General features: G+C 64.2%; 21 protein-coding genes and 1 pseudogene. 16 read left to right on the forward strand and 6 right to left on the reverse strand.

The annotated features are described in order from the left end of the window. Positions 1 to 40: 40 nt before the first annotated feature. Entirely contained in the window at positions 41 to 781 is a 741-nt protein-coding gene (locus tag ACLGL5_RS34360) for a tellurite resistance TerB family protein (protein ID WP_069093075.1), read from the reverse strand. Positions 782 to 898: 117 nt separating this feature from the next. Further along, positions 899 to 1,828 (reverse strand): oxygen-dependent tRNA uridine(34) hydroxylase TrhO, encoded by a 930-nt coding sequence (gene trhO / locus ACLGL5_RS34365; RefSeq protein ID WP_069093076.1) that lies wholly within the window; start codon positions 1,826 to 1,828, stop codon positions 899 to 901. Positions 1,829 to 2,019: 191 nt separating this feature from the next. Between trhO and ACLGL5_RS34370 the strand changes: the two genes are divergently transcribed. After that, positions 2,020 to 2,658: a 2-dehydro-3-deoxy-phosphogluconate aldolase gene (locus ACLGL5_RS34370; RefSeq protein ID WP_069093527.1), complete on the forward strand. Its 639-nt coding sequence runs from the start codon at positions 2,020 to 2,022 to the stop codon at positions 2,656 to 2,658. Positions 2,659 to 2,670: 12 nt separating this feature from the next. Here the strand turns inward: ACLGL5_RS34370 and ACLGL5_RS34375 are convergent, their stop codons facing one another. Next, the gene (locus ACLGL5_RS34375) at positions 2,671 to 3,420 is read right to left on the reverse strand and encodes an SDR family NAD(P)-dependent oxidoreductase (protein WP_069093077.1); all 750 of its coding nucleotides are present in this window, start codon (positions 3,418 to 3,420) and stop codon (positions 2,671 to 2,673) included. 130 nt (positions 3,421 to 3,550) lie between these two features. On the opposite strand from ACLGL5_RS34375, the gene ACLGL5_RS34380 reads away from it, so the two are divergent. Further along, positions 3,551 to 4,444, forward strand: a complete 894-nt coding sequence (locus ACLGL5_RS34380) for an AraC family transcriptional regulator (protein WP_064980769.1) — start codon at positions 3,551 to 3,553, stop codon at positions 4,442 to 4,444. A gap of 451 nt (positions 4,445 to 4,895) precedes the next feature. Here the strand turns inward: ACLGL5_RS34380 and ACLGL5_RS34385 are convergent, their stop codons facing one another. Both ACLGL5_RS34385 and ACLGL5_RS34390 read right to left on the reverse strand, forming a co-directional pair. Beyond that, a complete protein-coding gene (locus tag ACLGL5_RS34385; RefSeq protein ID WP_069093078.1) occupies positions 4,896 to 6,764 on the reverse strand; it encodes a peptidoglycan L,D-endopeptidase MepK in 1,869 nt (622 codons plus the stop codon). A 575-nt stretch (positions 6,765 to 7,339) separates the two neighbouring features. After that, positions 7,340 to 8,875 carry a sigma-54-dependent transcriptional regulator gene (locus ACLGL5_RS34390; protein ID WP_069093528.1) on the reverse strand — a complete coding sequence of 512 codons (1,536 nt, stop codon included), beginning with the start codon at positions 8,873 to 8,875 and terminating at the stop codon, positions 7,340 to 7,342. A gap of 159 nt (positions 8,876 to 9,034) precedes the next feature. On the opposite strand from ACLGL5_RS34390, the gene ACLGL5_RS34395 reads away from it, so the two are divergent. The 6 genes from ACLGL5_RS34395 to ACLGL5_RS34420 all read left to right on the forward strand — a co-directional run bounded on the left by ACLGL5_RS34395 (position 9,035) and on the right by ACLGL5_RS34420 (position 15,158). Continuing rightward, a complete protein-coding gene (locus tag ACLGL5_RS34395; protein ID WP_019861036.1) occupies positions 9,035 to 10,873 on the forward strand; it encodes a M3 family oligoendopeptidase in 1,839 nt (612 codons plus the stop codon). A gap of 360 nt (positions 10,874 to 11,233) precedes the next feature. Next, positions 11,234 to 12,001, forward strand: coding sequence for a helix-hairpin-helix domain-containing protein (locus ACLGL5_RS34400; protein WP_038649407.1), 768 nt, complete (start codon positions 11,234 to 11,236; stop codon positions 11,999 to 12,001). A gap of 157 nt (positions 12,002 to 12,158) precedes the next feature. Further along, the gene (locus ACLGL5_RS34405) at positions 12,159 to 13,316 is read left to right on the forward strand and encodes an aminodeoxychorismate synthase component I (RefSeq protein WP_420871156.1); all 1,158 of its coding nucleotides are present in this window, start codon (positions 12,159 to 12,161) and stop codon (positions 13,314 to 13,316) included. Next, positions 13,265 to 13,927, forward strand: coding sequence for an aminotransferase class IV family protein (locus ACLGL5_RS34410; protein ID WP_019861040.1), 663 nt, complete (start codon positions 13,265 to 13,267; stop codon positions 13,925 to 13,927). The genes ACLGL5_RS34405 and ACLGL5_RS34410 overlap by 52 nt, the downstream gene beginning before the upstream one ends. A 14-nt stretch (positions 13,928 to 13,941) precedes the next feature. Continuing rightward, positions 13,942 to 14,229, forward strand: a complete 288-nt coding sequence (locus ACLGL5_RS34415; protein WP_064981668.1) for a YciI family protein — start codon at positions 13,942 to 13,944, stop codon at positions 14,227 to 14,229. Further along, positions 14,226 to 15,158, forward strand: coding sequence for a heme-dependent oxidative N-demethylase family protein (locus tag ACLGL5_RS34420; RefSeq protein ID WP_064980781.1), 933 nt, complete (start codon positions 14,226 to 14,228; stop codon positions 15,156 to 15,158). Before ACLGL5_RS34415 ends, ACLGL5_RS34420 begins: the two co-directional genes overlap by 4 nt. 4 nt (positions 15,159 to 15,162) lie before the next feature. Here the strand turns inward: ACLGL5_RS34420 and ACLGL5_RS34425 are convergent, their stop codons facing one another. Continuing rightward, positions 15,163 to 16,041, reverse strand: coding sequence for a LysR family transcriptional regulator (locus ACLGL5_RS34425; RefSeq protein ID WP_019861044.1), 879 nt, complete (start codon positions 16,039 to 16,041; stop codon positions 15,163 to 15,165). Between the two features lie 108 nt (positions 16,042 to 16,149). Here ACLGL5_RS34425 and ACLGL5_RS34430 point away from each other — a divergent pair, with 108 nt between their 5' ends. From ACLGL5_RS34430 to ACLGL5_RS34465, 8 genes and pseudogenes are all read left to right on the forward strand, one after another. Beyond that, complete coding sequence (locus ACLGL5_RS34430) at positions 16,150 to 16,896, forward strand: SDR family NAD(P)-dependent oxidoreductase (RefSeq protein WP_064980783.1); 747 nt, start codon at positions 16,150 to 16,152, stop codon at positions 16,894 to 16,896. Between the two features lie 185 nt (positions 16,897 to 17,081). Next, a pseudogene (locus tag ACLGL5_RS34435) lies at positions 17,082 to 18,528 on the forward strand (homospermidine synthase). A gap of 182 nt (positions 18,529 to 18,710) precedes the next feature. Further along, entirely contained in the window at positions 18,711 to 19,088 is a 378-nt protein-coding gene (omp10, locus tag ACLGL5_RS34440) for an outer membrane lipoprotein Omp10 (RefSeq protein WP_027047370.1), read from the forward strand. Between the two features lie 190 nt (positions 19,089 to 19,278). Beyond that, the gene (locus ACLGL5_RS34445; RefSeq protein WP_069093079.1) at positions 19,279 to 21,396 is read left to right on the forward strand and encodes a bifunctional metallophosphatase/5'-nucleotidase; all 2,118 of its coding nucleotides are present in this window, start codon (positions 19,279 to 19,281) and stop codon (positions 21,394 to 21,396) included. Positions 21,397 to 21,542: 146 nt separating this feature from the next. Further along, the gene (hemH, locus tag ACLGL5_RS34450; RefSeq protein ID WP_069093080.1) at positions 21,543 to 22,607 is read left to right on the forward strand and encodes a ferrochelatase; all 1,065 of its coding nucleotides are present in this window, start codon (positions 21,543 to 21,545) and stop codon (positions 22,605 to 22,607) included. Positions 22,608 to 22,761: 154 nt separating this feature from the next. Next, on the forward strand, positions 22,762 to 23,973 hold the full coding sequence (locus ACLGL5_RS34455; RefSeq protein ID WP_069093081.1) for an NAD(P)/FAD-dependent oxidoreductase: 1,212 nt from the start codon (positions 22,762 to 22,764) through the stop codon (positions 23,971 to 23,973). A 121-nt stretch (positions 23,974 to 24,094) separates the two neighbouring features. Next, positions 24,095 to 25,045 carry an SPFH domain-containing protein gene (locus ACLGL5_RS34460; RefSeq protein ID WP_019861051.1) on the forward strand — a complete coding sequence of 317 codons (951 nt, stop codon included), beginning with the start codon at positions 24,095 to 24,097 and terminating at the stop codon, positions 25,043 to 25,045. Positions 25,046 to 25,065: 20 nt separating this feature from the next. After that, positions 25,066 to 25,530, forward strand: a complete 465-nt coding sequence (locus tag ACLGL5_RS34465; protein ID WP_019861052.1) for an NfeD family protein — start codon at positions 25,066 to 25,068, stop codon at positions 25,528 to 25,530. Positions 25,531 to 25,546 lie beyond the last annotated feature (16 nt).

The following is a 25,546-nucleotide window of genomic DNA, read 5'->3' on the forward strand; positions in this document are numbered from 1 at the left end:
GAAAGGTTAACGCGGAAAGACGGCCTGTCCCGATCTGACCCTACCTGCGTGGATTGGGCGAAGTCCCGGCCTTTGTTGCGGGCACCTTGGCCGCCGAAACCGTCGCCTCGACATGGTCGACCAGCGCGTCCGGCAGGCCAAGCCGGCCGGCAAGCAGGTCGAGATAGCCGCGCTCGGCGCGCGTGTCGGGATCGATGGTGAGACGCGATGCCGTGTAGAGTTCGAGCTTCTGCGCGTCGGTCTTGGCCTCCCCCACCAGCGTGTCGAGGTCGAGCGGCCGCTCCAGCTCCGCCATCAGGAATTTCTCGGCATCGGCGTCGATCCCCGAAAGGCTGAGCTTGCCGGCGATCTTCTTGCGCTCCTCGTCGTCGACGTGGCCGTCGGCCTTGGCCGCCGAGATCATCGCCCGCACCAGGGTCAGCGTGAATTCATCCTCGCCCTGCGGCGCCTGCGACGGATGGAAGGCGGTGTCCTTGGGCGGCGGCAGCAATTCCGGTTCGCCGGCGGCGGGCGCCTGCTCCGGCGCGTTGCCGGCCTTGTAGTTCTGGTAGGCCTTGTAGGCGAGGCCGCCGATCGCGGCCAATCCACCCAGCTTCACCGCGGCACCGGTCACCTCGCGGCCGGCCCCTGTTCCAAGCAGCACGGCGGCCAGCGCACCGGCGGCCAGCGGGTTGTCCTTGGCCATCTGCACCGCCTGGCCCGCCTTGTCGCGGACGGTGCCGCTGGTGCCGGGAATTTGCGAGCCGAGCAGATCGTCGAGAAGCTTCTTGGGATCGAACATTCAGTGCCTCCAGCTTTTGCCCGGCCGAACGGGCAGGTTTCGAACGCCGAAGACGTAGGTCCCGAAACCTGACATTGCAATGACAGGCCGCCGCTTTGCCGGGCTCCCTCGCCCGGATCAGGACCCGATATGCGGCCCCTTGCCCCGCGCCTGTGCAAGCTCGACCTGCCGCTGGCGCTCGGCGTAGCGCTGACGGTCCTCGTCGGTGCGGGCGTCGAAGCAATGCGGGCAAGAAATGCCTGCGGCATATCTGGGCGATGCCAACTCACTCGCCGTCAGCGGATGGCGGCAGGCACGGCAGAGTTGCGCGTCACCCTCGGCGAGACCGTGCGACACCGAAACTCGTTCATCGAAGACGAAGCACTCGCCTTGCCACAGGCTCTGCTCCGCCGGAACCTCCTCGAGGTACTTGAGGATGCCGCCCTTGAGATGGAACACATCCTTGAAGCCGAGCGACTTGACATAGGCGGTCGCCTTTTCGCAGCGTATGCCGCCGGTGCAGAACATCGCCACCTTGCGGCCCTCGAGCTCCTCCCGGTGCGCTTCCACCCAGGCCGGGAACTCGCGAAAGCTCGCGGTCGCCGGATCGACCGCGCCCTTGAACGTGCCGATCGAAACCTCGTAGGCATTGCGCGTGTCGATGACGATCGTGTCGGGCTCGGAAATCAGCGCGTTCCAGTCGGCGGGCGCGACATAGGTGCCGGCACTCGCCACCGGGTCGATATCTTCGACGCCCATGGTAACGATCTCGCGCTTCAGCCGCACCTTCATGCGGTGGAACGGCATGTCCGCGGCACTGCTGAACTTGACCTCCAGGCCGGCCAACCCGTCGATGGCTTCGATGCAGTCGATGAGCTCGGCGATCGCTTCTTCGCTGCCGGCGACGGTGCCGTTGATGCCTTCATGCGCAAGGAGCAGCGTGCCCTTGATGCCGTGTCCGCAGCAGAAGGCCGCGAGCGGCGCGCGCAGCGTCTCGAAGGCGTCGAGCCGGGCAAACCGGTAGAGCGCGGCGACGCGGACGGGCTGGGATGGGTCGGACGGTGTCATTGCCAGAGCAACTAGACGCTCGTAAAAGCCGATTCAAGGCGAAACGGACTTCGGTATCTGTCATGGCCCTGTCGGGATGGAGCCCGTAACCTGCCTGGCGGCGCGTGACATCGCGACGCGACCGGTTTCGTGGACAGGCAAACACCCGTCTGCTAATCGGTTGAAATCACCCCTTGGCTATGGAGAGGCAGATGCCCAGCATGACCGAAAAACTCCTGTCGCTCCTCAACGGCCAGCCGGTCATCCCGGTGCTGAAGATCGATGATGTCGCCAACGCCGTGCCGCTGGCCCGTGCCCTGGCACGCGGCGGCCTGCCGGCGATCGAGATCACGCTGAGGACCGCCGACGCGCTGGAAGCGATCCGGCGGGTGGCGGCCGAGGTCGAGGAAGCCATTGTCGGCGCCGGCACCATTCTGGACAGCAGGCAGTTCGACGAGGCGGCCAGAGCCGGCTCGCGCTTCATCGTCAGCCCCGGCATCACGCGCGAGCTTCTGGCGGCCGCCGCCGACAGCGAGGTTCCGCTGCTGCCCGGCGCCATCACGCCCGGCGAGATCATGGCCGCGCGCGAGGCGGGTCTGCGCTTCCTGAAATTCTTCCCGGCCGAGCAGTCCGGCGGCATCGCCTCGCTGAAGGCTTTCGCCTCGCCGTTGGCCGACGTGAAATTCTGCCCGACCGGCGGCATCACCGGCAAGAACGCCGCCGACTACCTCAGCCTGCCCAACGTCATCTGCGTCGGCGGCTCCTGGGTCGCGCCCGACGACATGGTCAAGGCCGGCAAATGGGACGAGATCGAAGCGCTCGCACGCGCTGCCAGCCAGCTCAGGAAATAGCCTGGCCCTCACTCACCAGGGCAACGGACCGTTCTCGTCGAAATAGCCGCCGGTCGGCCCGCCAGCCTCTTGCATCGCCAGATGCACGATGACCCCGGCGGCCTGCTGCACCGTACGGCCGCCTCTGTGCGCATTGAGGTCCGTCGCGGTGTAGCCGGGAGCGGCGGCGTTGACCATGATGCCGCGAGGCGAAAGCTCCCTGGCAAACGCCACGGTGATGGCGTTGAGTGCGGTCTTCGAGCTGCCGTAGCCCATGACATTGGGCGACTGGATGTTGCCGGCGGCGCGCGCGATCGAGCCGAGATAGCTGCTGACCATGACGATACGGGCGGCCGGCGCAGCCAGGAGCAGCGGCAGGAAGGCCTGGGTGACGCGAACCGGGCCGAAGACGTTGACGTCATAGGTGGCCTGCATGTCGGCGACATCCTCGCGGCTTGGCGGCCGTTCGTAGCGGCCGTCAGGTCCGAGCGCGTCGACATAGCCTGGGGCAATGCCGGCATTGTTGACCAGCACGTCGAGGCTGGAGACCTGCGCCGTCAAGTTTCTGGCCGCCGCCGCGACGCTGTCGTCGCTGGCGACGTCGAGCGCGAGCCATTCGACGTCGAGCCCTTCATTGCGCAACACCCTTGCCGCAGCCTCCCCGCGCTCGGCATCGCGGGCGCCGAGCCAGACCTTGAACCCCATGGCCGCCAGCCGGCGGGCGGTTTCGAGGCCGATGCCCTTGTTGGCCCCGGTGATCAGCGCATTCGTTTTCGTCGTCATGTCCACATCTCCTTCTTTGAAACCCAGACATGACGTGCGCCGGCCGATTTGGCGCGCCGGATACTCGCGTCCTCTTGCCTAATCCTCTCAACCGGTTGCGCGGCCTGCATGGATCGGCAATGCTGAAGACATGGAAGACGCCCTGCAGGAACTGATCGCGATCGCCGGCCGCCATGCGCATGGGCGGCGCACAAAGACGGCCATCCCGCGGGTTACGATCGGCCGCAGCGAGGTTCCGACCCCGCCGCTGCCGGAGCTTTGCCAACCGACGGTGCTGTTCGTGCTGCAAGGTGCGAAGACTGTGCTGATCGGCGACCGCACGCTTCGCTACGGCGCCGGCAGCTATTTCGTCTATGCGGTGGAGACGCCCGCCACCAGCCAGCTGATCGAGGCGAGCAGCGCCCGTCCTTACATGGCCATCGCCTTCGCCCTCGATGTCGAGCTGATCGCCAGCCTGCTTATCGACCACAAGCCGGCGGTCGACGGCGACAGCTTCGTGACCAACCGGCTGGATGACGAACTGCTCGATGCCTGGCGCCGCATGCTGCGGCTGCTCGACCGTCCGTCCGAAATTCCGGTGCTGGCGCCCATGCTCGAACGCGAGATCGCGTTTCGCTTGCTGCAGGGGCCGCAAGGCGCCAAGCTGCGTCAGCTCGCGCGCGCTGACGGCCGCCTGTCGCAGATCCGCCGCGCCACCGCCTGGATACGATCGCACTACAACGAGCCTATCGATGTGACGGAACTGGCCGCGCTGGCCCATATGAGCAACGCTTCGTTCCACCGCCACTTCAAGGCGGCGACGGCCATGAGCCCGATCCAGTACCAGAAGCAGGTCCGGCTGCTGGAGGCGCGTCATCTGCTGATAGCAGAACCGGGCAGCGCCGCGCGTGTCGCCTTTGCCGTCGGCTATGAAAGCGCATCCCAGTTCAGCCGGGAATATGCGCGCCATTTCGGATTGCCGCCGGCGCGTGACGCCGCACGGCTTCTGGCCAGAGGCGAGGCAGCCACGCTGGAAATCGACTAAGGCTCGCAACCAGGACCTACGCGCTGCATCAGCTGGCACGAAAAGGCCCGGCCGACTCCCGCCGACCGGGCCAATTCTCCCGGATCCTATCGGTTCCGGATCAGTGGCAGACCCTGACCTTCTCGGTCACCCTGTGATGGTGCACCCAATGACCAGCCTGGTCCTGCAGTGATGCTTGCCATTCTTGATGATCACGGTTTCGGCTTTCGATGGAGCGATCGCGGCAGATGCTGCAACCAATGCCAGAACTGACGCCAGTAGAATCTTCTTCATGAATATCCTCAGGTTGGAACGCACACACACTAACCCGGAAATGAGGGTGCCGTTCCGGCCTCACGAGAAGTTCAGCCGCGTGTGATGCCCAACATCACGGCATCGCATCTGCCGCAACCTGAAAAGCAAAAAGCCGCGCCGGTTGCCCAGCGCGGCTTCTGTTTTATCTGGCCAGCCGCTACTTCGTCTGGAAGCGGGCGACCGACAGGAACTTGACGGCGTTGCCGGTGAAGCGGCTGGGATCTGGCGCCTGGGCGTCGGTCTGGAAGCCGGCCGTATAGACCTCGCTCGGCGGCGTATGCACGATGTTGTAGGCATAGCCCGGCGCCGTCGTCGCGCTCGAAACGGTGGCGACGTTGTCGCCGCTGGTCAGCGCCCAGCGGGCGGCCTGGGGCGCCGCGGCGACCACCATGGCCCTGGGGCCCGGCTTCTGGTCGCGAGCGGTGGCCCTGGCTTCCTTGCGGGTTGTCTTCACGCCGGCGCCGATCGCTGCGGCCGGATCGGAACCGGCCGGACGGGCGGCAACGGCCTGGCGCGGCGAGGCGACATCGACGTAAGACGGATCGTTGAAGGCCGAGCGCGGCTCTTCGGAGAGCGACGCAACCTTGTATTCGTCCGCATTGCCGACCTGCTTGTATTCGTCGGCATTGCCGACCTGGGCGTTGGCCTCGTCGAGCACGGCCTTGACGGCGTCCGGCTTGGCCGGCTCGGGCCGCGCAGAGGGTAGCACCGAGAACGCATCCGTCGCGGTCTTGCCCTTTTCGGCCGTATCCGCCAGCGCCATCAGCACATCCTTGCTGGGCGGCGGCGCGAGATCCGCCGGCAGCGTGCGTTCAGGACGCCATGTCGGCACAGGGATATTGTTGACGGCAACCTGCGCCGGATCGGCGGCAGCCGCCGCCGCGAGCGCTGCGGGGTCAGCCTTGCCGAACGGCATGTTCGCCGGCGCCTGCGCGGTCGCCACGGCCTGTTCGGTGGTAGCCGTCGCGTCCGCCATGGCGAACGGAACGTTCTCAGGCTGCGCGCCGACATCGGCCTTCGGCCGCGGCGCGAAATCGGGCAGCGGAATCTCCTTGGCCGGCAGCGCGGCGATGATCGTTTCCGGCGTATCCTTTTCCGGTTCCGGCGCCTGCTCGTCGGCAATCTGCGGAACGTTGGCGCGCTGCGCATTCTCGGGCGCCACGATGGCGATGCCCGGCAGGTTGCCGCTCTTGGCGGTCGCGGCCGGCTTCAGGTTTCTGGGCTTGGGCGCGGGGGCGGCCGAAGCGGTCTCGACATCGGCGCTGTCGTCGGCTTCGTCGTCGCCGCCACCGCCGAACAAAGCGGAAAGGAAGCCACCGGATTTCTTGCCGCTGCCGCCAGCACTCGCAAGCTCGACATTGGGCGTACCAGCACCCTTGCGTGCCTTGTAAGCGGCCATCGCCTGCTCATAGCCGGGAAGCGGACGGCCGTCGCTCGGCACATGCAGCGTCTTGCCGTTGGGGAATAGGCTGACCAGTTCCTGGCGGCTGATGCCGGGCCAGTGGCGAACATTGCCGACATCCATATGGACGAACGGCGAACCGGAGGTCGGGTAGTAACCGACGCCACCGCCCTGCATCTTCAGGCCGATGTTGCGCAGCTTCTTCAGCGGCACGCCGGGAATATAGAAATCCATCGCCTTGCCGAGCATATGCTGGCTCTTCTCGGCGACACCGCGGCTGCGGCTGCGCAGCATCGAATTGGTCGCCGGCGAACGGTAGCCGCACACAACCTGGATATAGTCGGTGGCGCCGCTTTCGCGATAGGCCTCCCAGACCAGGTCCAGCAAGCGCGGATCCATCTTGGTCGGTTCATTGCGGCGCCAGTCGCGCAGGATGATGTTGATCTTGCGCAGGCCCTCGGGAACGTAGCGGCCGTTGCGCTTGTAGACGATCTCGGCCTTTTCGTGCGTGTGCAGGTGATAAAGCTTCAGCGTACGTGTTTCGGCGCTGGCGCCGGTGACCGCCGCGGCAACAAAACCAAAAGCGACAATCACCGCTGCCAGCCATCTCGGCCAGACGCTCAAGTGATCATGACGCCCGTTTTTGAGTCGTTCGATTCTGTTCAAATCAAAAGGCCTTGCAGGCTGCCGTTTGTCCCCGGATTTGCCCAAACGGATGTGTCGTTTTCACATCCGAATATCGATCCTAATGGTTAATCATCGCTTATTGAAGCCGAAATGCGGTAACACCATGGCGATATCCCGTCAAAAATTGTTCACAAGGTTTCTTGGTAAACCGCTGGTTTAGATCAGGATTCCGGCTTTGGCCGAACACGATCTGTTACCGTTAGCGTTAATGCGTGAACAGAGCTGTCCACAGGCATGCCATATTCCAGACGAAACCCCGATAGAGGCCAATCCTGCCATTGCAAGCTGGTCCCGGCCTTGTGCCGGAAACGCGAACCTGGTTTTTGGAAGAGATCCAGCGCTCCCAAGTTGTGTTGAGATTCAGGTCAGGCCGAGCCGAAAACGGTTGATACCGAGAACCGGAGCGGAGCATACTTTTCGTAGGTGAGCACAGTTCTACTGCGACGCAGTAAAACGGGGAAGCGCAGGAAGCCGCCGTTTGCAGGCCGGCCTCACCTGAATATCAACGCACCTTAGGAAGCGAGGCGGTCGACACGACCCGTCTCCGGGTCGATGCCATATTCCTTGAGCTTGCGGTACAGCGTCGAGCGTCCGATGCCGAGGCGGCGGGCGACTTCACTCATCTGACCGTTGTAGTGGTCGATGGCGAGCTTGATCATCTCGAGTTCGACATCGGCCAGCGCCCGCACATTGCCGCGTTCGTCGAGCGCCCGCAGCGTGCCGAATCTGGGCTGAAGCAGGGTCGGCCGATCCTGCTCGGCGGCTGGAGCGGCATCGCCGACCAGGTCCCCCTCATCGCGGAGTTCCGGAGGCGATGACAGGCGAGGTGCCGTGTCGTCCGTTTCGAGATTGACCGTGCCTTCCACCTGCGCGCGGATCTGCGGAAAATCATCGACATCGAGCACATCGCCTTCACACAGCACCGAGGCGCGGAAGACGGCGTTTTCGAGCTGCCTTATGTTGCCGGGCCAGTCATAGGCCTCCAGCACGGCAAGCGCTGCCGGCGAAATGCCTTGCAGGCGATGGCGCGGGTCGGCGGGCGCCACCTTTTCCATGAAATGCGTGACCAGATGCGGAATGTCGTCGCGGCGGTCGCGCAGCGGCGGCACGAAGATCGGGTAGACGTTGAGCCGGTAGAACAGGTCCTCGCGGAACTTGCCGTCCTTGACCTGCTGCAGGAGGTTGCGATGCGTCGCCGAGATCAGCCTGATATCGACCTTGACGGTCGAACGGCCGCCGACCGGATCGACCTCGCCCTCCTGCACGGCGCGCAACAGCTTGACCTGCACGTCGAGCGGCAGGTCGCCGATCTCGTCGAGGAACAGCGTGCCCGAATGCGCTTCGACGAACTTGCCGGTGTGCTTGTCGGTGGCACCGGTGAAGGAGCCCCTCTCGTGGCCGAACAGGATCGATTCGACCAGATTGTCGGGAATGGCGCCGCAATTGACGGTGACGAAGGGTTTCGAGCGGCGGTCGCCGCTGCCCTGAATGGCGCGCGCCACCAATTCCTTGCCGACGCCGGATTCGCCTTCGATCAGGATCGGGATGTTGGATCCGGCCGCTTTCTGTCCGAGGCGTATCACCCTGTCCATGGCCGGGCTGTGGGTGATCATGTCCCTGAACGTCAGCAATCCGCCGCGCTTGCGCGACGTGCGCTTGACCTCGCCCTCGACCGCTTCGACTTTCAGTGCATTGGCGATCGAGGCCTGAAGCCTGTCGGGTGACGCCGGCTTGACGACGAAATCGAAGGCGCCGTGGCGCATCGCCGACACCACGGTGTCGATGCCGCCCTGGGCGGTCTGCACGATGACCGGGACGGTGATGTCGCGTTCGCGCATCGCTTTCAGCACGCCGATGCCGTCGAGACCGGGCATGACCAGGTCGAGAATGACCACGCAGATGTCGCGGGCGCCAGGCCCGTCGAGCGCATCGAGGCCAGCCTCGCCGCCGTCGACGACGATTGCCGTGTGGCCGAACCGCGTCACCGCCGCCTCGAGCAGCCGGCGCTGCACGGGATCGTCATCGACTATGAGTATGGAACCTGTCATGACTGTCTTGAACTGCCCGCGCCCGAAATCCCCATGGATCATCTTGGCACAGGGTTCTAAATAAGGTTTCAAAAAACCCGGTGAACGAATTCCTTACGATTTGACCGGCTTGCCTGATCCCCTTGATTCTGACCTCATATTTCACAGAAGGTATTGTCGATGCGCATGATGTTTGGTCGGCGGCTTGCGGCACCGGCGTCCGGTCAGGGCGCGGCCGAGCTTGGCGATCTGCCGGAATGGAACCTTGCCGACCTCTATGCCGGCATGGAAGCCCCGGAACTGAAGCGTGACATCGCCAGGGCAGCCGCCGACGCGATCGCTTTCGAGACCCGCTGGAAGGGCACGCTCGCCGCCGAGGCCGGGCGCGGCGGCGCCGGCAAGCTGGGCGAGGCGCTGGTCGCCTACGAGGCGCTGGAGGAACTGATCGGCCGCATCGTCTCCTATGCCGGCCTCGTCTATGCCGGCAACACCGCCGATCCGCAGCGTGCCAAGCTCTATGGCGACATCCAGGAGAAGATGACCGACGCCAGCGCGCATCTCCTGTTCTTCGCGCTTGAACTGAACCTGATCGACGACGACGCGATCGAAAGCGCGCTCACCAGCGATCCCGCTTTCGGCCACTACCGGCCCTGGGTGCTCGACCTCAGAATGGACAAACCCTACCAGCTCGAGGACCGCGTCGAGCAGCTTTTCCACGAGAAGTCGATCACCGGGCGCGGCGCCTGGAACCGCCTGTTCGACGAGACGATGACCGACCTTCGCTTCGACGTCGACGGCGAGGATCTGACGCTGGAGCCAGCCCTCAATCGCCTGCAGGATGCCGATGGCGAGGTGCGCCGCCGCGCCTCCGAGGCGCTGGCCGCGACCTTCCGCAAGAATTTGCGCACCTTCACCCTGATCACCAACACGCTGGCCAAGGACAAGGAAATTTCCGACCGCTGGCGCGGCTTCGAGGACATTGCCGATTCCCGCCATCTCGCCAACCGCGTCGAGCGCGGCGTGGTCGACGCCCTCGCCACCGCGGTGCGCGAGGCCTATCCGCGCCTGTCGCATCGCTACTACGCGATGAAGGCGCGCTGGCTCGGCATGGACGTGATGAACCACTGGGACCGCAACGCGCCGCTGCCGGAGACGCCGCAATCCGTGATCGGCTGGGACGAAGCACGCAACACCGTGCTCTCCGCCTATCAGCGCTTCTCGCCCGAGATGGCCGAGATCGCGCGCACCTTCTTCGACCGCAACTGGATCGACGCGCCGGTGCGCCCGGGCAAGTCGCCGGGTGCCTTTGCCCATCCGACCGTGCCGTCGGCCCATCCCTATGTGCTGCTCAACTACATGGGCAAGCCGCGCGACGTGATGACGCTGGCGCATGAACTCGGCCACGGCGTGCACCAGGTGCTGGCCGCCGGCCAGGGCGCGCTGATGGCCTCGACGCCGCTGACGCTGGCGGAGACGGCGTCGGTCTTCGGCGAGATGCTGACCTTCCGCTCGCTGCTCGAGCAGACCACCGACCGGCGCGAGCGCAAGGCCATGCTCGCCCAGAAGGTCGAGGACATGATCAACACGGTGGTGCGCCAGATCGCCTTCTACGAATTCGAGCGCAAGGTGCATGCCGAGCGCCGCAACGGCGAACTGACATCCGACAGGCTCGGCCAGTTCTGGCTGGAAGTGCAGGCCGAAAGCCTCGGCCCGGCGATCAAGCTGCGCGAGGGTTACGAGGTGTTCTGGACCTACATCCCGCACTTCATTCATTCGCCGTTCTACGTCTATGCCTATGCGTTCGGCGACTGCCTGGTGAACTCGCTCTACGCCGTCTACCAGAACGCCGAGCGCGGTTTTCAGGACAAGTATTTCGAGATGCTGCGCGCCGGCGGCACCAAGCATCATTCGCAGCTTCTGGCGCCCTTTGGCCTCGACGCCACCGATCCCGCCTTTTGGCAGATCGGGCTCGGTGTCATCAGCGGCCTGATCGATGAACTGGAAATGCTCGACGGCTGAGACGCTCTCGCTTGCAAAGAACAGTTTAGCCGGAATGCATGTTGGAACGGCACTGTTCTTTCGCTAAATATTTGTTCTTGAAGAACTCTAGGCGGAAGTTTTTCCCATAGCTTTCCACAAGCTCTATGATAGCCTTCGCCGCAAGCTCAGCCGGAGCCTATGCGGATCGGCGAGGGAGAATCTCAGCCGGTCCTGACGCTCAGGCGAACGCGACAACGGCCGTTGGCCATGGGCTGGAGAAGCCGATCGCCGACAGCTCGAACCGAAGCCGGCTGTTCTGCGAACCCGCGGAACCATCACCGAGTAGTCCATCGCCGAAGGTCATGACCCACGGCAGACGGATCTGACTGGAGAGAGACAATGGGCACTTTTTTCTACGTGGTCCTGGCGTTCCTTGTAGGCGTTTTGGTTGGCTGGTTCATCTGGGGTCGCCTGCGTGGTGAGCTCGACAGTTTGCGCGGCGACCTCGACCGCACCCGCGGCGAGCGCGACAAGCTGCGTGCCGACAGCGATCGCCTGACCGGCGAACTCAATGCATGCGGCAAGACCCGCGCCGACCTCGAGCGCCAGTTGCGCGACGCGCAGACGGGTGGAGCAAAGGCCGCCAGTCAGCCGCCGGCCGCCCTGATGTCAACGCCGGCGGCAGCCAAATCCGCTCCGGCGGCGGCCAAGGCTGCGCCTGCCAAACCAGCCGCGAAGGCGGCGCCGGCGAAGGCTGCCGCCGCCAAGTCGGCTGCACCGAAGCCCGCGGCCGCCAAGCCCGCCGCGAGCAAACCTGCTGCCTCCACGGCTTCGGCAGCAAAGAGTTCGGCCGCGCCCAAGCCGGCAGCCGCCAAGAAGGCCGCCCCGGCGGCAGCCAAGCCTGCGGCTGGCAAGCCCGACAATCTGCGCCGGCTGATCGGGATCGGCCCGGTCAACGAGAAGCTGCTCAAGGCGCAGGGCGTCACCACCTTCGCCCAGATCGCCGCCTGGACCGCAGCCGACATCAAGCGGATCGAGGACGTGATGAACTTCGACGGCCGCATCGCCCGCGAACGCTGGATCGACCAAGCCAAGCTGCTCGCCGCCGGCGACGAGAAGGAATTCGCCAAGCAGTTTCCGACAGCCGGAACCGCCAGCAACACCTGAGCGGCAAAGGCAGATCATCAAGCCGGCGGGGCCACAGGCCCCGCTGATTTCTTTTTGGCAGGCAAGGTCGCCACGAGGTCGGCTTTGAGGGGCAAGGTGCCGTTCCCTCGATTGCACGCGAGCGCCCCCCCATATAGAGCGATCGACGGCTTCATCGATCCTGGTCCCCATGTCCCTGCCCGCCGCCATTTTCCGCAACGACGAAAGCGCGCGTCAGCTCGTATTCGACCGGCCGGCCGATATCATCGTGGCGCATGAGGCCCGGGATTTCCAGGCGGCGCTGGAAGCAGCGCAGGCCGCGCACGACGCCGGCAAATGGCTGGCCGGCTATTTCTCCTACGAGGCCGGTTATCTGCTCGAGCCGAAACTCGTTCCGTTGCTGCCCAAGGGGCGTCGCGCGCCGCTGATCTGCCTCGGTGCTTTCGATGCTCCGGTCGAAGAAGCGGTGCCGCCACGCAACGCAGCAGCCCCGAACGGCCCGATCTTCGATGCGCGGGCGGCCTGGTCATTCGAGGACTATGAGAAACGCTTCTCGCGGCTGCACCAGCACATCAGGCAAGGCGATTGCTACCAGGGCAACCTGACCTTTCCGGTGCAGGCGCAATGGTCGGGCGACCCGCTTGCCGCCTTCGATGCGCTGACCGAACGCCAGCCGGTGAAGTACGGCGCGCTGGTGACGCTGGGCGATCCCATCGTGCTGTCGCGCTCGCCCGAACTGTTCTTCGAGATCAATGCGGCCGGGATGATCGAAACGCATCCGATGAAAGGCACGGCCCCGCGCGGCGCGACCAAGACCGAGGACGAGCGGCAGAAGACCTTCCTGCGCAACGATGAGAAGAACCAGGCCGAGAACCGGATGATCGTCGACCTCCTGCGCAACGATATCTCGCTGATCAGCGAGGTCGGCACGCTGGAAGTGCCGGAACTGTTCCGCATCGAGAGCTTCCCGACCGTCCACCAGATGGTGAGCGACGTCAGGGCGAAGCTGCTGCCGGGTCTCACCATTCGCCAGGTGTTTGCAGCACTGTTTCCCTGCGGCTCGATCACCGGCGCGCCGAAGATTCGCGCTATGGAGATCCTGCACGATCTGGAGAGCACGCCGCGCGACGTCTATTGCGGCGCCATCGGCTGGATCGCACCGGGGGGCACGATGCGCTTTTCCGTGGCGATCCGTACCATCTCGCTCTTTGCCAGCGGCGAGGCCGTCTACAATGTCGGCGGCGGCATCGTCTTCGATTCGACGCCCGAGGAGGAGTATCAGGAGTGTCTGCTCAAAGCCCGCTTCGCGACGGGGACACCGCCGATTTCGAGCTGATCGAAACCATGCGCTGGCAGCCCGGGACGGGCTTCCTGCGCTTCGATCGCCACCTTGCACGCCTCTATGGCTCGGCGGCGGAGCTCGGCTTCGCCTGCGATCCGCAACGGATAGCCGAGGTGTTGAGCGACGCCCTTGATGGCGCCCGAACCGCCATGCGCACGCGGCTCGCTTTGGCACGCAACGGCGACGCGACGGCCTCGGCACAGCCCTACGAACCGCTCGCCGCCGACAAGGTCTGGGTGCTGCGGCTGGCGCGGACGCGGCTCGACTCAGGCAATACGCTGCTGCGCCACAAGACCAGCCGGCGCCAGCTCTACACCCATGCCCGTTCCGAGTATCTCGTCACCCAGGCCGACGAGGTGATCCTGGTCAATGAGCGCGGCGAAATCTGCGAAGGCACCATCACCAATGTCTTCGCCGATTTCGGCAACGGCGTGCTGGCAACGCCCCGGCTCGATTGCGGCCTGCTGCCTGGCGTATTGCGCGCCGAGCTTCTGGATGAAGGCCGGGCGGAAGAAGCAATCTACAGCTACGACGATCTGAAGTCGGCCAAGGCACTCTTTGTCGGCAATTCGCTGCGCGGCTTGATTCCCGCAAAGCTTGTGTGAACCAGGATAACGCCATGTTCGTCGTTTCGCTGAACTACAAAGTGCCCCTGACCGAGATCGACCGCTTGCAGGCGGCGCATATCGAATGGCTGAAGGGCTGCTATTCGGATGGTATATTCGTCGCTTCCGGGCCGAAGAAACCGCGGACCGGCGGCATCATTATCGCGCAATGCCCGCGCGAGATCCTCGATGCCAGGCTGGCTGCCGACCCCTTCGCCAAGGCCGGCGCCGCGGATTACGCGGTCACCGAATTCCTGGCCAGGATGACCGCCACCGGTCTCGACGCTCTCAAGGAAGCATGAGTTTGGTCGAGGCCCTGCCCACCCACACCCCTTATGACGGCTCGTCGAAGCTGTTCAACATCGGGCTGAAGCCGCTTGAGCCGGCAAACTGGATCGAGGTCGACGGCCATCTTCTGCCTTATCTCGCCGAGAAGCGCCGGCTTTATGCCCAAATCCCCGACCGGGTTTTCGTCGAGGAGGACGGCACGCGGGATGCCCAGCGGGAAGTGCTCGACTTGCTCGGCGCGTATTTGCCGGAGCGATTTCCGCGCACCCATCGCCGCACCGATGCGGGCATCGCGGTGGTGGGCGCCGCGAACCACCCTGCTCTGCCTTCGGATCTTGCCGACGCGCCGCTGGTCGCGGCCTCGCTGCTGGTCCAGGAAGACCTGATCCTGATGCGCCGCGACGACAGCGGCTGGCGGCTCGCCGCCGGCTCGCTGTGCTTTCCTTCGTCCTGGTCGCTGCTCGAAAAATTCGGCAAGCCGCTGCAGCAAATCCACGAGCCCGTGCCCGGTTTCGGTCCGGGCACGCGTCCCGCCGAACTGATCAACCGCATGTTCGACGGCCTGCAGGGACAGGCGGTCGAGCGCTTCAACTGGTCGATCCAGGCCGACAATGCGCTCTACCATCCGCTGTCCAATGTCGAGCGCATCGACCGCGCCACCAACCGGCCGACACGCTTCCCCGACGGTGACGTCGAGGCGCACGCCTTCATCCGCGTCGAGCGGCAGACGCTGCGCAAGCTGCCGTCCTCACGCGACATCCTGTTCACCATCCGCATCCATCTCGACCCGCTCGCCGTGCTGGCGCGGCACCCGGACCGGGCGACGCTCGCACTGTCCTTTGCCGCCCAGCTCGAAGCGCTCGATCTCGATCAGCTCGACTATAAGGGCCTGACATCGGACCGCGACCGGCTGATCGAACATCTGAAGACGATGACGCGCTAAGCCGCTACAGGCTGCTGGCCAGGAACTCGACGAATGTCCTTGCCCTGACGCTGGCCTTGCGTCCGGCTGGAAACAGCGCCCACAATTCAACAGGCGGCAGCGCCCAGTCCACCAGGATCGGCCGTACCGCACCGCTGCGCAGTTCCGCGTCGAACATCCATTCGGAGCCGACCGTGAAGCCGATGCCGGCAAGTACTGCCTCACGTATCCCTTCGGCGGAAGTCACGCGCAGCCGCCCTTGGCCGGCAAGCGAAACCTCTTCGGCGCCTCGCCGGAATGTCCAGCGATTGGAAGTGCCTGCCCGGACGAAAAGGATCGCCTCGTGCCGCGACAGCTCATCCGGCGCGATGGGTTCGCCCTCGCGTGCCAGGTAGGAAGGTGCCGCCACCACGAGACGACGACAGGTGGCGATCTTGCGCCCGATATGAGCGGGAGCGAAGCTTTCACCCAGGCGCAGCATGACATCCACCCCTTCCTCGACGAGGTCGACGTTCCTGTCGTCCATCGCCACCTCGACGTCGAGCCTCGGGTGAGCATCCAGGAAGGCTTTCAGCCTCGGCACGACATGCAGGCGGCCGAAGGTCACCGACGTACCGATGCGCAGCAACCCGGTAAGCGCCGCCGCAGTGCCACGCGCCGTGTTCTCGGCTTCGTCGGCCTCGTCGACCGCGCGCTTGGCGCCTTCATAGAAGCTGACGCCGGCATCGGTCGGCGAGAGACCTCGGGTGGTGCGCGACAGCAGGCGAACGCCGAGCCGTTCCTCGAGCTGCGCGATGGCCTTCGAGACGGCTGGCTGCCCGACGCGCAAATGCCGCGCGGCCGCCGAGAACGAACCGGTTTCGATGACCCTTATAAAGGTGTTCATCGCCATAAGCCTGTCCATCTATTCCACCCTGGAATTAGTTATATGGTGAAATTCACTCTACCTGACCCGTTTGGGAATAGCCAATTGGCTTGATGTCAAATCCATCCATCCATTCGGAGAACCAAAATGGGCAAGCTCAACAACAAGGTCGCCATCGTCACCGGTGCCGCGCGAGGCATCGGTGCCGGCATCGCCAAACGGCTGGCGGCGGAAGGCGCCGCCGTCGTCGTCAACTACGCCTCCAGCCGTGAGGCTGCAGAACGCACGGTCAAGGAGATCGTCGCCGCCGGCGGCAAGGCGACCGCGGTTCAGGGTGACGTGGCCGAGGCCGCCGAAGTCGAGAAGATGTTCGAGGCCGCCGAGATCGCATTCGGCAAGCCAAGCATTCTGATCAACAACGCCGCGACCGCCAGCTTCGGCACTTTCGAGGAAACCAGTGAGGCGGATTATCGGCGGCTGTTCGACACCAATGTGCTGGGCACGATCTTGACCACCAAGGCGGCCATGCGCCACTTCCCCGAGACCGGCGGCAGCATCGTCAACATCGGCACGATCTCGAGCTGGAACCCGGTGCCGAACACCAGCCTCTATTCCGCCAGCAAAGCCGCGATCGATACGCTGACGCTCAGCCTGTCGAGAGAACTCGGAGCCCGCAACATCCGTGTCAACATCGTGGCGCCTGGCTATACCCATACCGAAATGACCGAAGGCATGGTCGGCACCGATTTCGGCAATATGCTGATCGCTGGCGTCCCCCTCGGCCAGCGCTTCGGCAAGCCGGACGACATCGCCCCGACCGTGGCCTTCCTCGCCTCGGACGAGGCAGCGTGGCTTACCGGCGAACGCATCAACGCGTCCGGCGGCGCTCGCTGATACGACGCCGGCTCAACATCCGCCATCGGGCAGGCCATCGCCTCCCGGTGGCATCGCCGAGCACTTCCACAGCTGCGTTCCCAGGCGTTTCGCTGCTTTTCCCTTTATTGTGACAATGATCTATGGTTTGTCGCGCCGCGGCCAAGCGGCTGTTCCGGAGTGTTTTTTGAGGAGTGCTCGATAAAATGGCGAATGAAAACTGGCCCGTTTACGGTGAGATCACCGGCCCTGTTGTGATGATCGGCTTCGGCTCGATCGGACGGGGGACGCTGCCGCTCATCGAACGCCATTTCAAGTTCGACAAGTCGCGCATGACGGTACTCGACCCACGCGACACCGACCGCAAGCTGCTCGACGAGCGCGGCATCGCTTTCGTCCAGGAAGCGGTGACCGAGAAGAACTACAAGAAACTTTTGACGCCGCTTTTGACCAATGGCGGCGGCCAGGGCTTTTGCGTCAATTTGTCGGTCGATACCGGCTCGGTGGACCTGATGCGGCTCTGCCGCAAGCTCGGCGTGCTCTACATCGACACCGTCGTCGAGCCGTGGCTCGGCTTCTATTTCGACGCCAAGGCCGACAATGCCAGCCGCACGAACTATGCGCTGCGCGAGGCGATGATCCAGGAGAAGCAGGACAAGCCCGGTGGTGCTACCGCCGTCTCCACCTGCGGTGCCAATCCCGGCATGGTCTCGTGGTTCGTCAAGCAGGCGCTGGTCAACCTCGCCACCGATCTTGGCCTCGAGTTCTCGGAGCCGGCGCAGGAAGACCGCGAGGGCTGGGCCAAGCTGATGAAGAAGGCCGGCGTCAAGGGTATCCATATCGCCGAGCGCGACACCCAGCGCACCAAGAAGCCGAAGCCGATGGATGTGTTCTGGAACACCTGGTCGGTCGAGGGCTTCATTTCCGAAGGCCTGCAGCCCGCCGAGCTCGGCTGGGGCACGCATGAGAAATGGATGCCGAAGAACGCCAAGAAGCATAAGCACGGCTCCAAGGCCGCGATCTACCTGGAGCAGCCCGGCGCCAACACGCGCGTGCGCTCGTGGTGCCCGACGCCGGGCGCGCAATACGGCCTGCTGGTGACGCACAACGAGTTCGATCTCGATCGCCGATTTCTTCACCGTTCGCTCAAAGAAGGGCAAGGTCCAGTACCGGCCGACCTGCCACTACGCCTACCATCCCTGCAATGACGCGATCCTGTCGCTGGACGAGATGTTCGGCGCCGCCGGCAAGCCTCAGCCGGTGCACCATGTGCTCGACGAGAACGAACTGGTCGACGGCGTCGACGAACTCGGTGTCCTGCTCTACGGCCACGACAAGAACGCCTACTGGTATGGCTCGCACCTGTCGCTGGCCGAGGCGCGCAAGCTGGCGCCCTATCAGAACGCCACCGGCCTTCAGGTCACCTCGGCGGTTCTGGCCGGCATGGTCTGGGCACTGGAAAATCCCGATGCCGGCATCGTCGAAGCCGACGAGATGGACTACAAGCGCTGCCTGGAAGTCCAGTCGCCCTATCTCGGACCGGTCGAAGGCCATTACACCGACTGGACGCCGCTCGACCGACGCCCGGGCCTCTTCCCGGAGGACCTCGACCGCAGCGATCCGTGGCAATTCCGCAACATCCTCGTCCGATAGCACCCTGCGCACCATGCGCCATTGCCTTGCAATCGCCCGGAAATCGGGCGATTGAAGAGATGCGGCCTGGGGCAGCGCGCGTCTTGCGGGACGCACGCCCGTTCCAGCACTTTGGACGTTCGCATCGTGCCTGCCAAAATCGAAACCGATTTTTGGGCCGATGCGGTTGGAGAGGATTTCAGATGACTATTGCGCGCAAAGTTCTTTCGATCGGCGTGGCGGGTTCCTTTGCCATGATGCTTGCCGCCTGTACCACAAGCGGTCCCGACGCACCGCCGATGGCGGCCGCGCCGAAAGGCGTCGAGGGCTCGTGGATCGATGCCAAGGGCACCGGCCTGTCGACCTTCACCGGCGGCAAGTTCACGACCGTCGCCACCGACACCGGCCAGAAGCTGGCCGATGGCAGCTACACGATGACCGGCGCCACTTCGGTCGAGATCAACGGGACGTCGCTGATCCGCCAGACGCCGGTCAGCTTCAACTGCCTGCTGATCTCCACCAGCCAGTTGAACTGCACCAGTTCGTCCGGCCAGAACTTCGTGCTGACGCGACGCGCCTGAACCGGCAAACACTGGACACATTGGGGACGGCGGCCGATTGGCCGCCGTCCTTTTTTGCGCCTGCAAAAAGTGGCGGCATTTCCGCTTGCGTCAGCCGGAACGCGATGGGAACATGGTCAAAACGCTGGCTGTTATACCCCAGTCAAGCAAGGGCGTTAAACGCCTCCGATCAGCCCACCGGGAGACGAAGATGAAAAAGCTTGCCGCCATTGCCGCCCTGTCCGCATCGACGCTTGGCCTGTCGGCCGGCGCATCCTTTGCCGACTACACATTGAATATCCTGCATTTCAATGACTGGCACAGCCGCATCGAAGGCAACAACAAATATGAGTCTACCTGTTCGGCCGACGAGGAGACCAAGGGCGAATGCATCGGCGGCGCCGGCCGGTTGATCACGGCGATCGCCCAGGAGCGCAAGAAGCTCGAAGGCCAGAACGTGCTGCTGCTCAATGCGGGTGACAGCTTCCAAGGATCGCTGTTTTACACCACCTACAAGGGCACCGTGGAGGAGGAATTCCTCAATCAGATGAAACCCGACGCGGTGACGCTCGGCAACCATGAATTCGACGATGGCGAGAGCGCGCTGGTGCCTTACCTCGACAAGGCAAAATTCCCGATCGTCAGTGCCAATGTCGTGCCCAACGACAAGTCCGGCGCGGCCGGCAAGATCAAGCCGTCGATCGTCGTGGAGGTCGGTGGGCAGAAGATCGGCATTGTCGGCGCCGTCACCAACGACACGCCCGAACTCGCCTCGCCCGGTCCCAACATCGCAATCGCGGACGACGTCAAATCGATTACCGCCGAGGTCGAGAAGCTGAAGGCGCAAGGCGTCAACAAGATCATCGCCGTGACCCATATCGGCTACAACAGGGAACGCGACATCATCGCCAAGATCCCGGGCATCGACGTGGTTGTCGGCGGCCACAGCCATACGCTCTTGTCGAACACCGATCCGAAGGCGGCGGGCCCCTACCCGACGATGGTCGACAACCCCGGCGGCTACAAGGTGCCGGTGGTGCAGGCGGCCTCCTATTCGAAATATCTCGGCGAGTTCAAGGTGGTGTTCGACGACAATGGCGTCGTCAAGTCGGCGAGCGGCGACCCGATCTTTCTCGACAAGTCGATCACGCCCGATCCCGCCGTGCTCGCCCGTATCAAGGAACTCGGCGCGCCGATCGAGGCTTTGAAGAACAAGGAAGTAGCAGAGACCACCGACGTCATCGACGGCAGCCGCGAGAATTGCCGCGCCAAGGAATGCGCGATGGGCAACCTTGTCTCCGACGCCATCCTCGACCGCGTCAAGGGACAGGGCGTCGAGATCGTCATCTCCAATGGCGGCGGCCTGCGCGCCTCGATAGACAAGGGCACCGTCACCATGGGTGAGGTGCTGACCGTGCTGCCGTTCCAGAACACGCTGGCGACCTTCCAGATTTCGGGCAAGGACCTGGTCGTCGGCCTCGAAAGCGGCCTCAGCCAGATCGAGGACGGCGCCGGCCGCTTCCCACAGGTGGCTGGCCTCAAATACGCCTTCGACAAATCGGTCGCGCCCAATGCCGGCCGCGTCAAATCCGTCGAGGTCATGGAGAACGGCGCCTGGACGCCGATCAAGCCCGACAAGGACTATCTCGTCGCCACCAACAATTACGTGCGCCAGGGCGGCGACGGCTACAAGGTCTTCGCCGAAAAGGCCAAGAATGCTTACGACTACGGCCCCGGTCTCGAACAGGTCGTGGCCGACTATCTCGGCGCCCACCGGCCCTACACGCCCAAGCTCGACGGCCGCATCACCGAGATCGCCGCGACCGTCGCGGCGGCCCCGGCAGCGGAACCGGCCAAGCCTGCAGAGCCGGCAAAGCCTGCCCCCGCGCCAGCAGAACCTGCCAAGCCCGCCGAGGCCGCAAAGCCCGCCGAAGCGGCACCGGCAATGCCCGAACTGCCCGCCAATTCGGGCAATATCGCCAACACGCCGCCTGCCATATCGACGGAGAATGCACCTGCGCCACCGGCCGCGCCGGCTCCCGCGGCTCCAGCACCCGCACCAGCCGAGCCGGCAAAGCCCGCCGAGGCCACCCCTGCACCGGCAGCACCGGCGCCGGCGGAACCCGCCAAGCCGGCAGAACCGGCAAAGCCCGCTGAAGCCGCACCGGCAACAGGCAGCCATGTCATCGTTACCGGCGACACCTATTGGGATCTGGCCAAGAAAGCCTATGGCGACGCCACCAAGTGGAAACTCATCTACGAGGCCAACAAGGGTCAAAGGCCGCACCGGCTGATGCCCGGCGCGACGCTGACCATCCCGGCGAAGTAACGTCACTTCGCCTTTTGCCATTCAACACCCGCCTGGGAAACCGGGCGGGTGTTCTGTTTTCAGCTGGACACGCGTTAAGGTGCGGCCAGACGCGACATTGAAAGCCCGCGCAGGATGATTAGGTTCGCGCCTCCTGGAGAACCCCTATGACGCTCACAATCGCTGTCGATCCCAAAGCCGCGAAGGCCCTTGGCCCACTGCCGGCCGGGCATCCGCCGGTCAAGACCGGCAAGGTCGGTGTCATGCTGATCAATCTCGGCACGCCTGACGGCACCGACTTCAAGCCGATGTGGCGTTATCTCAGGGAATTCCTGTCCGATCCGCGCGTCATCGAACTCAACAGGGCGATCTGGTATCCGATCCTCTATGGCCTGGTGCTCACCACCCGGCCGAAGAAGTCCGGCGCCAACTACGCCCGGATATGGAACCAGGAAAGGAACGAGTCGCCGCTGCGCACTTACACCCGCGCCCAGGGCGAAAAGCTGGCCGAGGCGTTGCGCGACCTGCCCAATGTCGTCGTCGACTGGGCGATGCGCTACGGCAATCCTTCGACCGCGAGTGTCGCCGAAAGTCTGGTCGCACAGGGCTGCGACCGCATTCTTTCGTTCCCGCTCTACCCGCAATACTCCGCGACGACCACGGCCACCGCCAATGATCAGCTGTTTCGCGCCTTGATGAAGATGCGCGCGGCCCCCGCCATCCGCAGCGTGCCGCCTTACTATGACGAGCCGGTCTATATCGAGGCGCTGGCGCGTTCGATCGAGCAGAATCTCGCGACGCTGGATTTCGAGCCGGAAGTGGTCATCGCCTCATACCACGGCATCCCAAGGCCCTATTTTGAAAAAGGTGATCCCTACCATTGCCACTGTCTCAAGACGACCCGGCTGTTGCGCGACAGGCTCGGCTGGGACGAAAAGAAGCTGATCACCACCTTCCAGTCCCGCTTCGGCGCCCAGGAATGGCTGCAGCCCTACACTGACAAGACGGTGGAGAAACTGGGCAAGGACGGCGTCAAATCCATCGCCATCGTCAATCCCGGCTTTTCCGTCGACTGCATCGAGACGCTGGATGAGATCGGCCGGGAAGTCGCCGAGACTTTCCATCACGCCGGCGGCAAGAACTTCGCTCACATCCCTTGCCTCAACGACAGCGCCGAGGGCATGGCGGTGATCGAGGCGATGGTGCGGCGCGAACTGTCCGGCTGGGTCTAGGAGAAATTCCAGGAAAAATGTGAAACGGTTTTGCGGGAAAAGCGCATAGCGCTTTCCCTTGGGAATTTCGTCAACCAGAGAGTTAGAGCGGCTCGCCGCTCTAACCGGAACAAGGGCCACTGCGGGGCGTTGAGGCGCACCTTCGGAGAATTCGATGCCCCGCAAACTCGACCTCAGAACCGGCCGGCCCGTCTGGTCCGCCTATCGGGCGCCTGCCGTGCCGGCGTCGGCGCTGACCCGCGACGTCAAGGCCGATGTCCTGATCATCGGTATGGGCATCAGCGGCGCCATGATGGCCGAGGCGCTGACGGCGGACGGGCATCAGGTGATCTGCATCGACCGGCGCGGGCCGCTGAAAGGCTCGACCGCTGCGACCACGGCACTGGTCCAGTTTGAAATCGATCAGCCGCTTTCAACGCTCTCGAAGATGATCGGCAAGGCCAAGGCACAGCAGGCCTGGCGCCGCTCGCGCCTCGCCGTTTCCAACCTCGCTGGCCGTATCGAGGATCTCGCAATCGATTGTCGCCTGCGCCGCACCCAGTCGCTCTATCTGGCCGGCACGGTGCTCGGCCCGTCGGAGCTGCGCGAGGAAGCCGAAGCGCGGCGGCAGGCGGGCATTGCCGCAACCTATCTGACGCCGCAGCCGCTGGCGGAGACATTCGGCATCAACCGCGGCGGCGCCATCCTCAGCCACGGCAACATCGCGCTCGACCCGCGCAAGCTGACGGCCGGCTTGCTGCTCAAGGCGCTGGAGCGCAAGGCCCGCTTCCTCGCTCCCGTCGAGGCGACGGTGATCGAAGACAGTGCCGACGAGGTGATCGTGGCCACGAAAGACGGTCCCAGCATCACGGCACGGCATGTCGTTCTGGCCACCGGCTACGAACTGGTCGACATCGTGCCGGCGGCGGCCCACCGGATCATCTCGACCTGGGCGATCGCGACGCGCCCGCAACCGCGAAAACTCTGGCCGGGTCCGGCGTTTATCTGGGAAGCGTCAGACCCGTATCTCTATATGCGCTCGACGGCCGACGGCAGGGTCATATGCGGCGGCGAGGACGAGGACTTTGTCGACGAGACGCGGCGCGACGAACTGATCGCCGACAAGAGTGCCCGAATTGCCGACAAGCTGGGCCAGTTGTTCCCGCACCTCGACGTCAGGCCTGAATTCGCCTGGACCGGCTCCTTCGGCACAACCAGCACCGGCCTGCCCTATATCGGCGCCGTCCCCCGCCATCCGCGCATCCATGCCGTCATGGGTTACGGCGGCAACGGCATCACCTTCTCGCGCATCGCTTCCGAAATTGTTTCGGCTTCGATCAAGGGACTCGCCGACATGGATGCGGAGCTGTTTGCCTTCAACCGGTGAGTGCAGACCCACAAACAATCCTTCATCACCTGATTGTAACGCTCCTGAAACACACTTAAGTCTTTGGCGAAGTCGGCTGCGCGGGAATGGCTCTCGCGGCCCGCTTCTGAGGGAGAGCCAAATGGATTTCAGTGGTTTCGATATTGCGGTCGTTGTTCTTGTCGCGCTTGTCGTGCTGGTGCTGTTCAAAGGCATCAAGACAGTTCCCCAAGGCTACAACTATACGGTCGAACGTTTTGGCCGTTACACCAGGACACTGAGCCCCGGCCTCAACATCATCACGCCGTTCGTCGACCGCATTGGCGCCAAGATGAACATGATGGAGCAGGTGCTCGACGTGCCGAGCCAGGAAATCATCACCCGCGACAACGCCATCGTCGGTGTCGACGGGATCGCCTTCTACCAGATCCTCAATGCTGCACAGGCCGCCTACCAGGTTGCCGGCCTGCAGAACGCCATCCTCAACCTGACGATGACCAACATCCGTACCGTCATGGGCTCGATGGACCTCGACGAGCTGTTGTCCAACCGCGACGCCATCAACGAGCGCCTGCTGCGCGTCGTCGACGAGGCGGCGCATCCGTGGGGCATCAAGATCACCCGCGTCGAGATCAAGGACATCAACCCGCCGGCCAACCTCATCGAATCGATGGGCCGCCAGATGACCGCCGAGCGTAACAAGCGTGCGCAGATCCTGGCCGCCGAAGGCCTCAAGCAGTCGCAGATCCTCGAGGCCGAAGGCCGCAAGGAAGCCGCCTTCCGCGACGCCGAGGCGCGCGAACGCTCGGCTGAGGCCGAAGCCCGCGCCACCCAGGTGGTTTCGGAAGCGATTTCCAAGGGCGACGTGCAGGCGCTGAACTACTTCGTCGCGCAGAAATACACCGAGGCGCTGGGCAAGATCGGCACCGCCACCAACAGCAAGATCGTGCTGATGCCTTTCGAGGCGTCGTCGCTGATCGGCTCGCTCGGCGGCATCGGCGAGATCGCCAAGGAAGTCTTCCGCAGCGAGGGCACGACCGGCGCACAGCGCCAAGCCGCCCGCCCCCCGGTCGTGCGCCCGAGCGACAACTGAGTTCGTAGGAGGTCACTCTTATGTTCGATCGCATCATTTCCGAACTCGGCCCGTGGAACTGGATGGTCCTGGGCTTCGTGCTGCTGGTCGTAGAGGTCATCGCGCCGGGCTTCTTCATGCTGTGGATCGGCATCGCCGCGCTCATCATCGGCGCGGTGTCGCTGCTGATCTGGGATGCGGCGATCTGGAGCTGGCAGGTCCAGGTCCTTGCCTTCCTGGCGCTCTCGCTGGTCTCAGCCTTCGTCGGCAAGAAACTCATGGGCGGGCGCGACCAGCCAACCGACCAGCCGCTGCTCAACCGGCGCGGCGCCCAGATGGTCGGCCGCATGGCGACGCTTGCCGAGCCGATCAAGGACGGCCGCGGCCGCATCAAGCTCGGCGACACGCTGTGGCGAGTCTCCGGGCCTGACCTGCCGGCCGGTACACAGGTACGCGTGACGGGTGCCGCGGATACAGACCTGGAGCTTACAGTGGAACGCGTCTGAACTTTCACAGCGCACC

It is taken from the genome of Mesorhizobium sp. U510 (assembly GCF_059180695.1).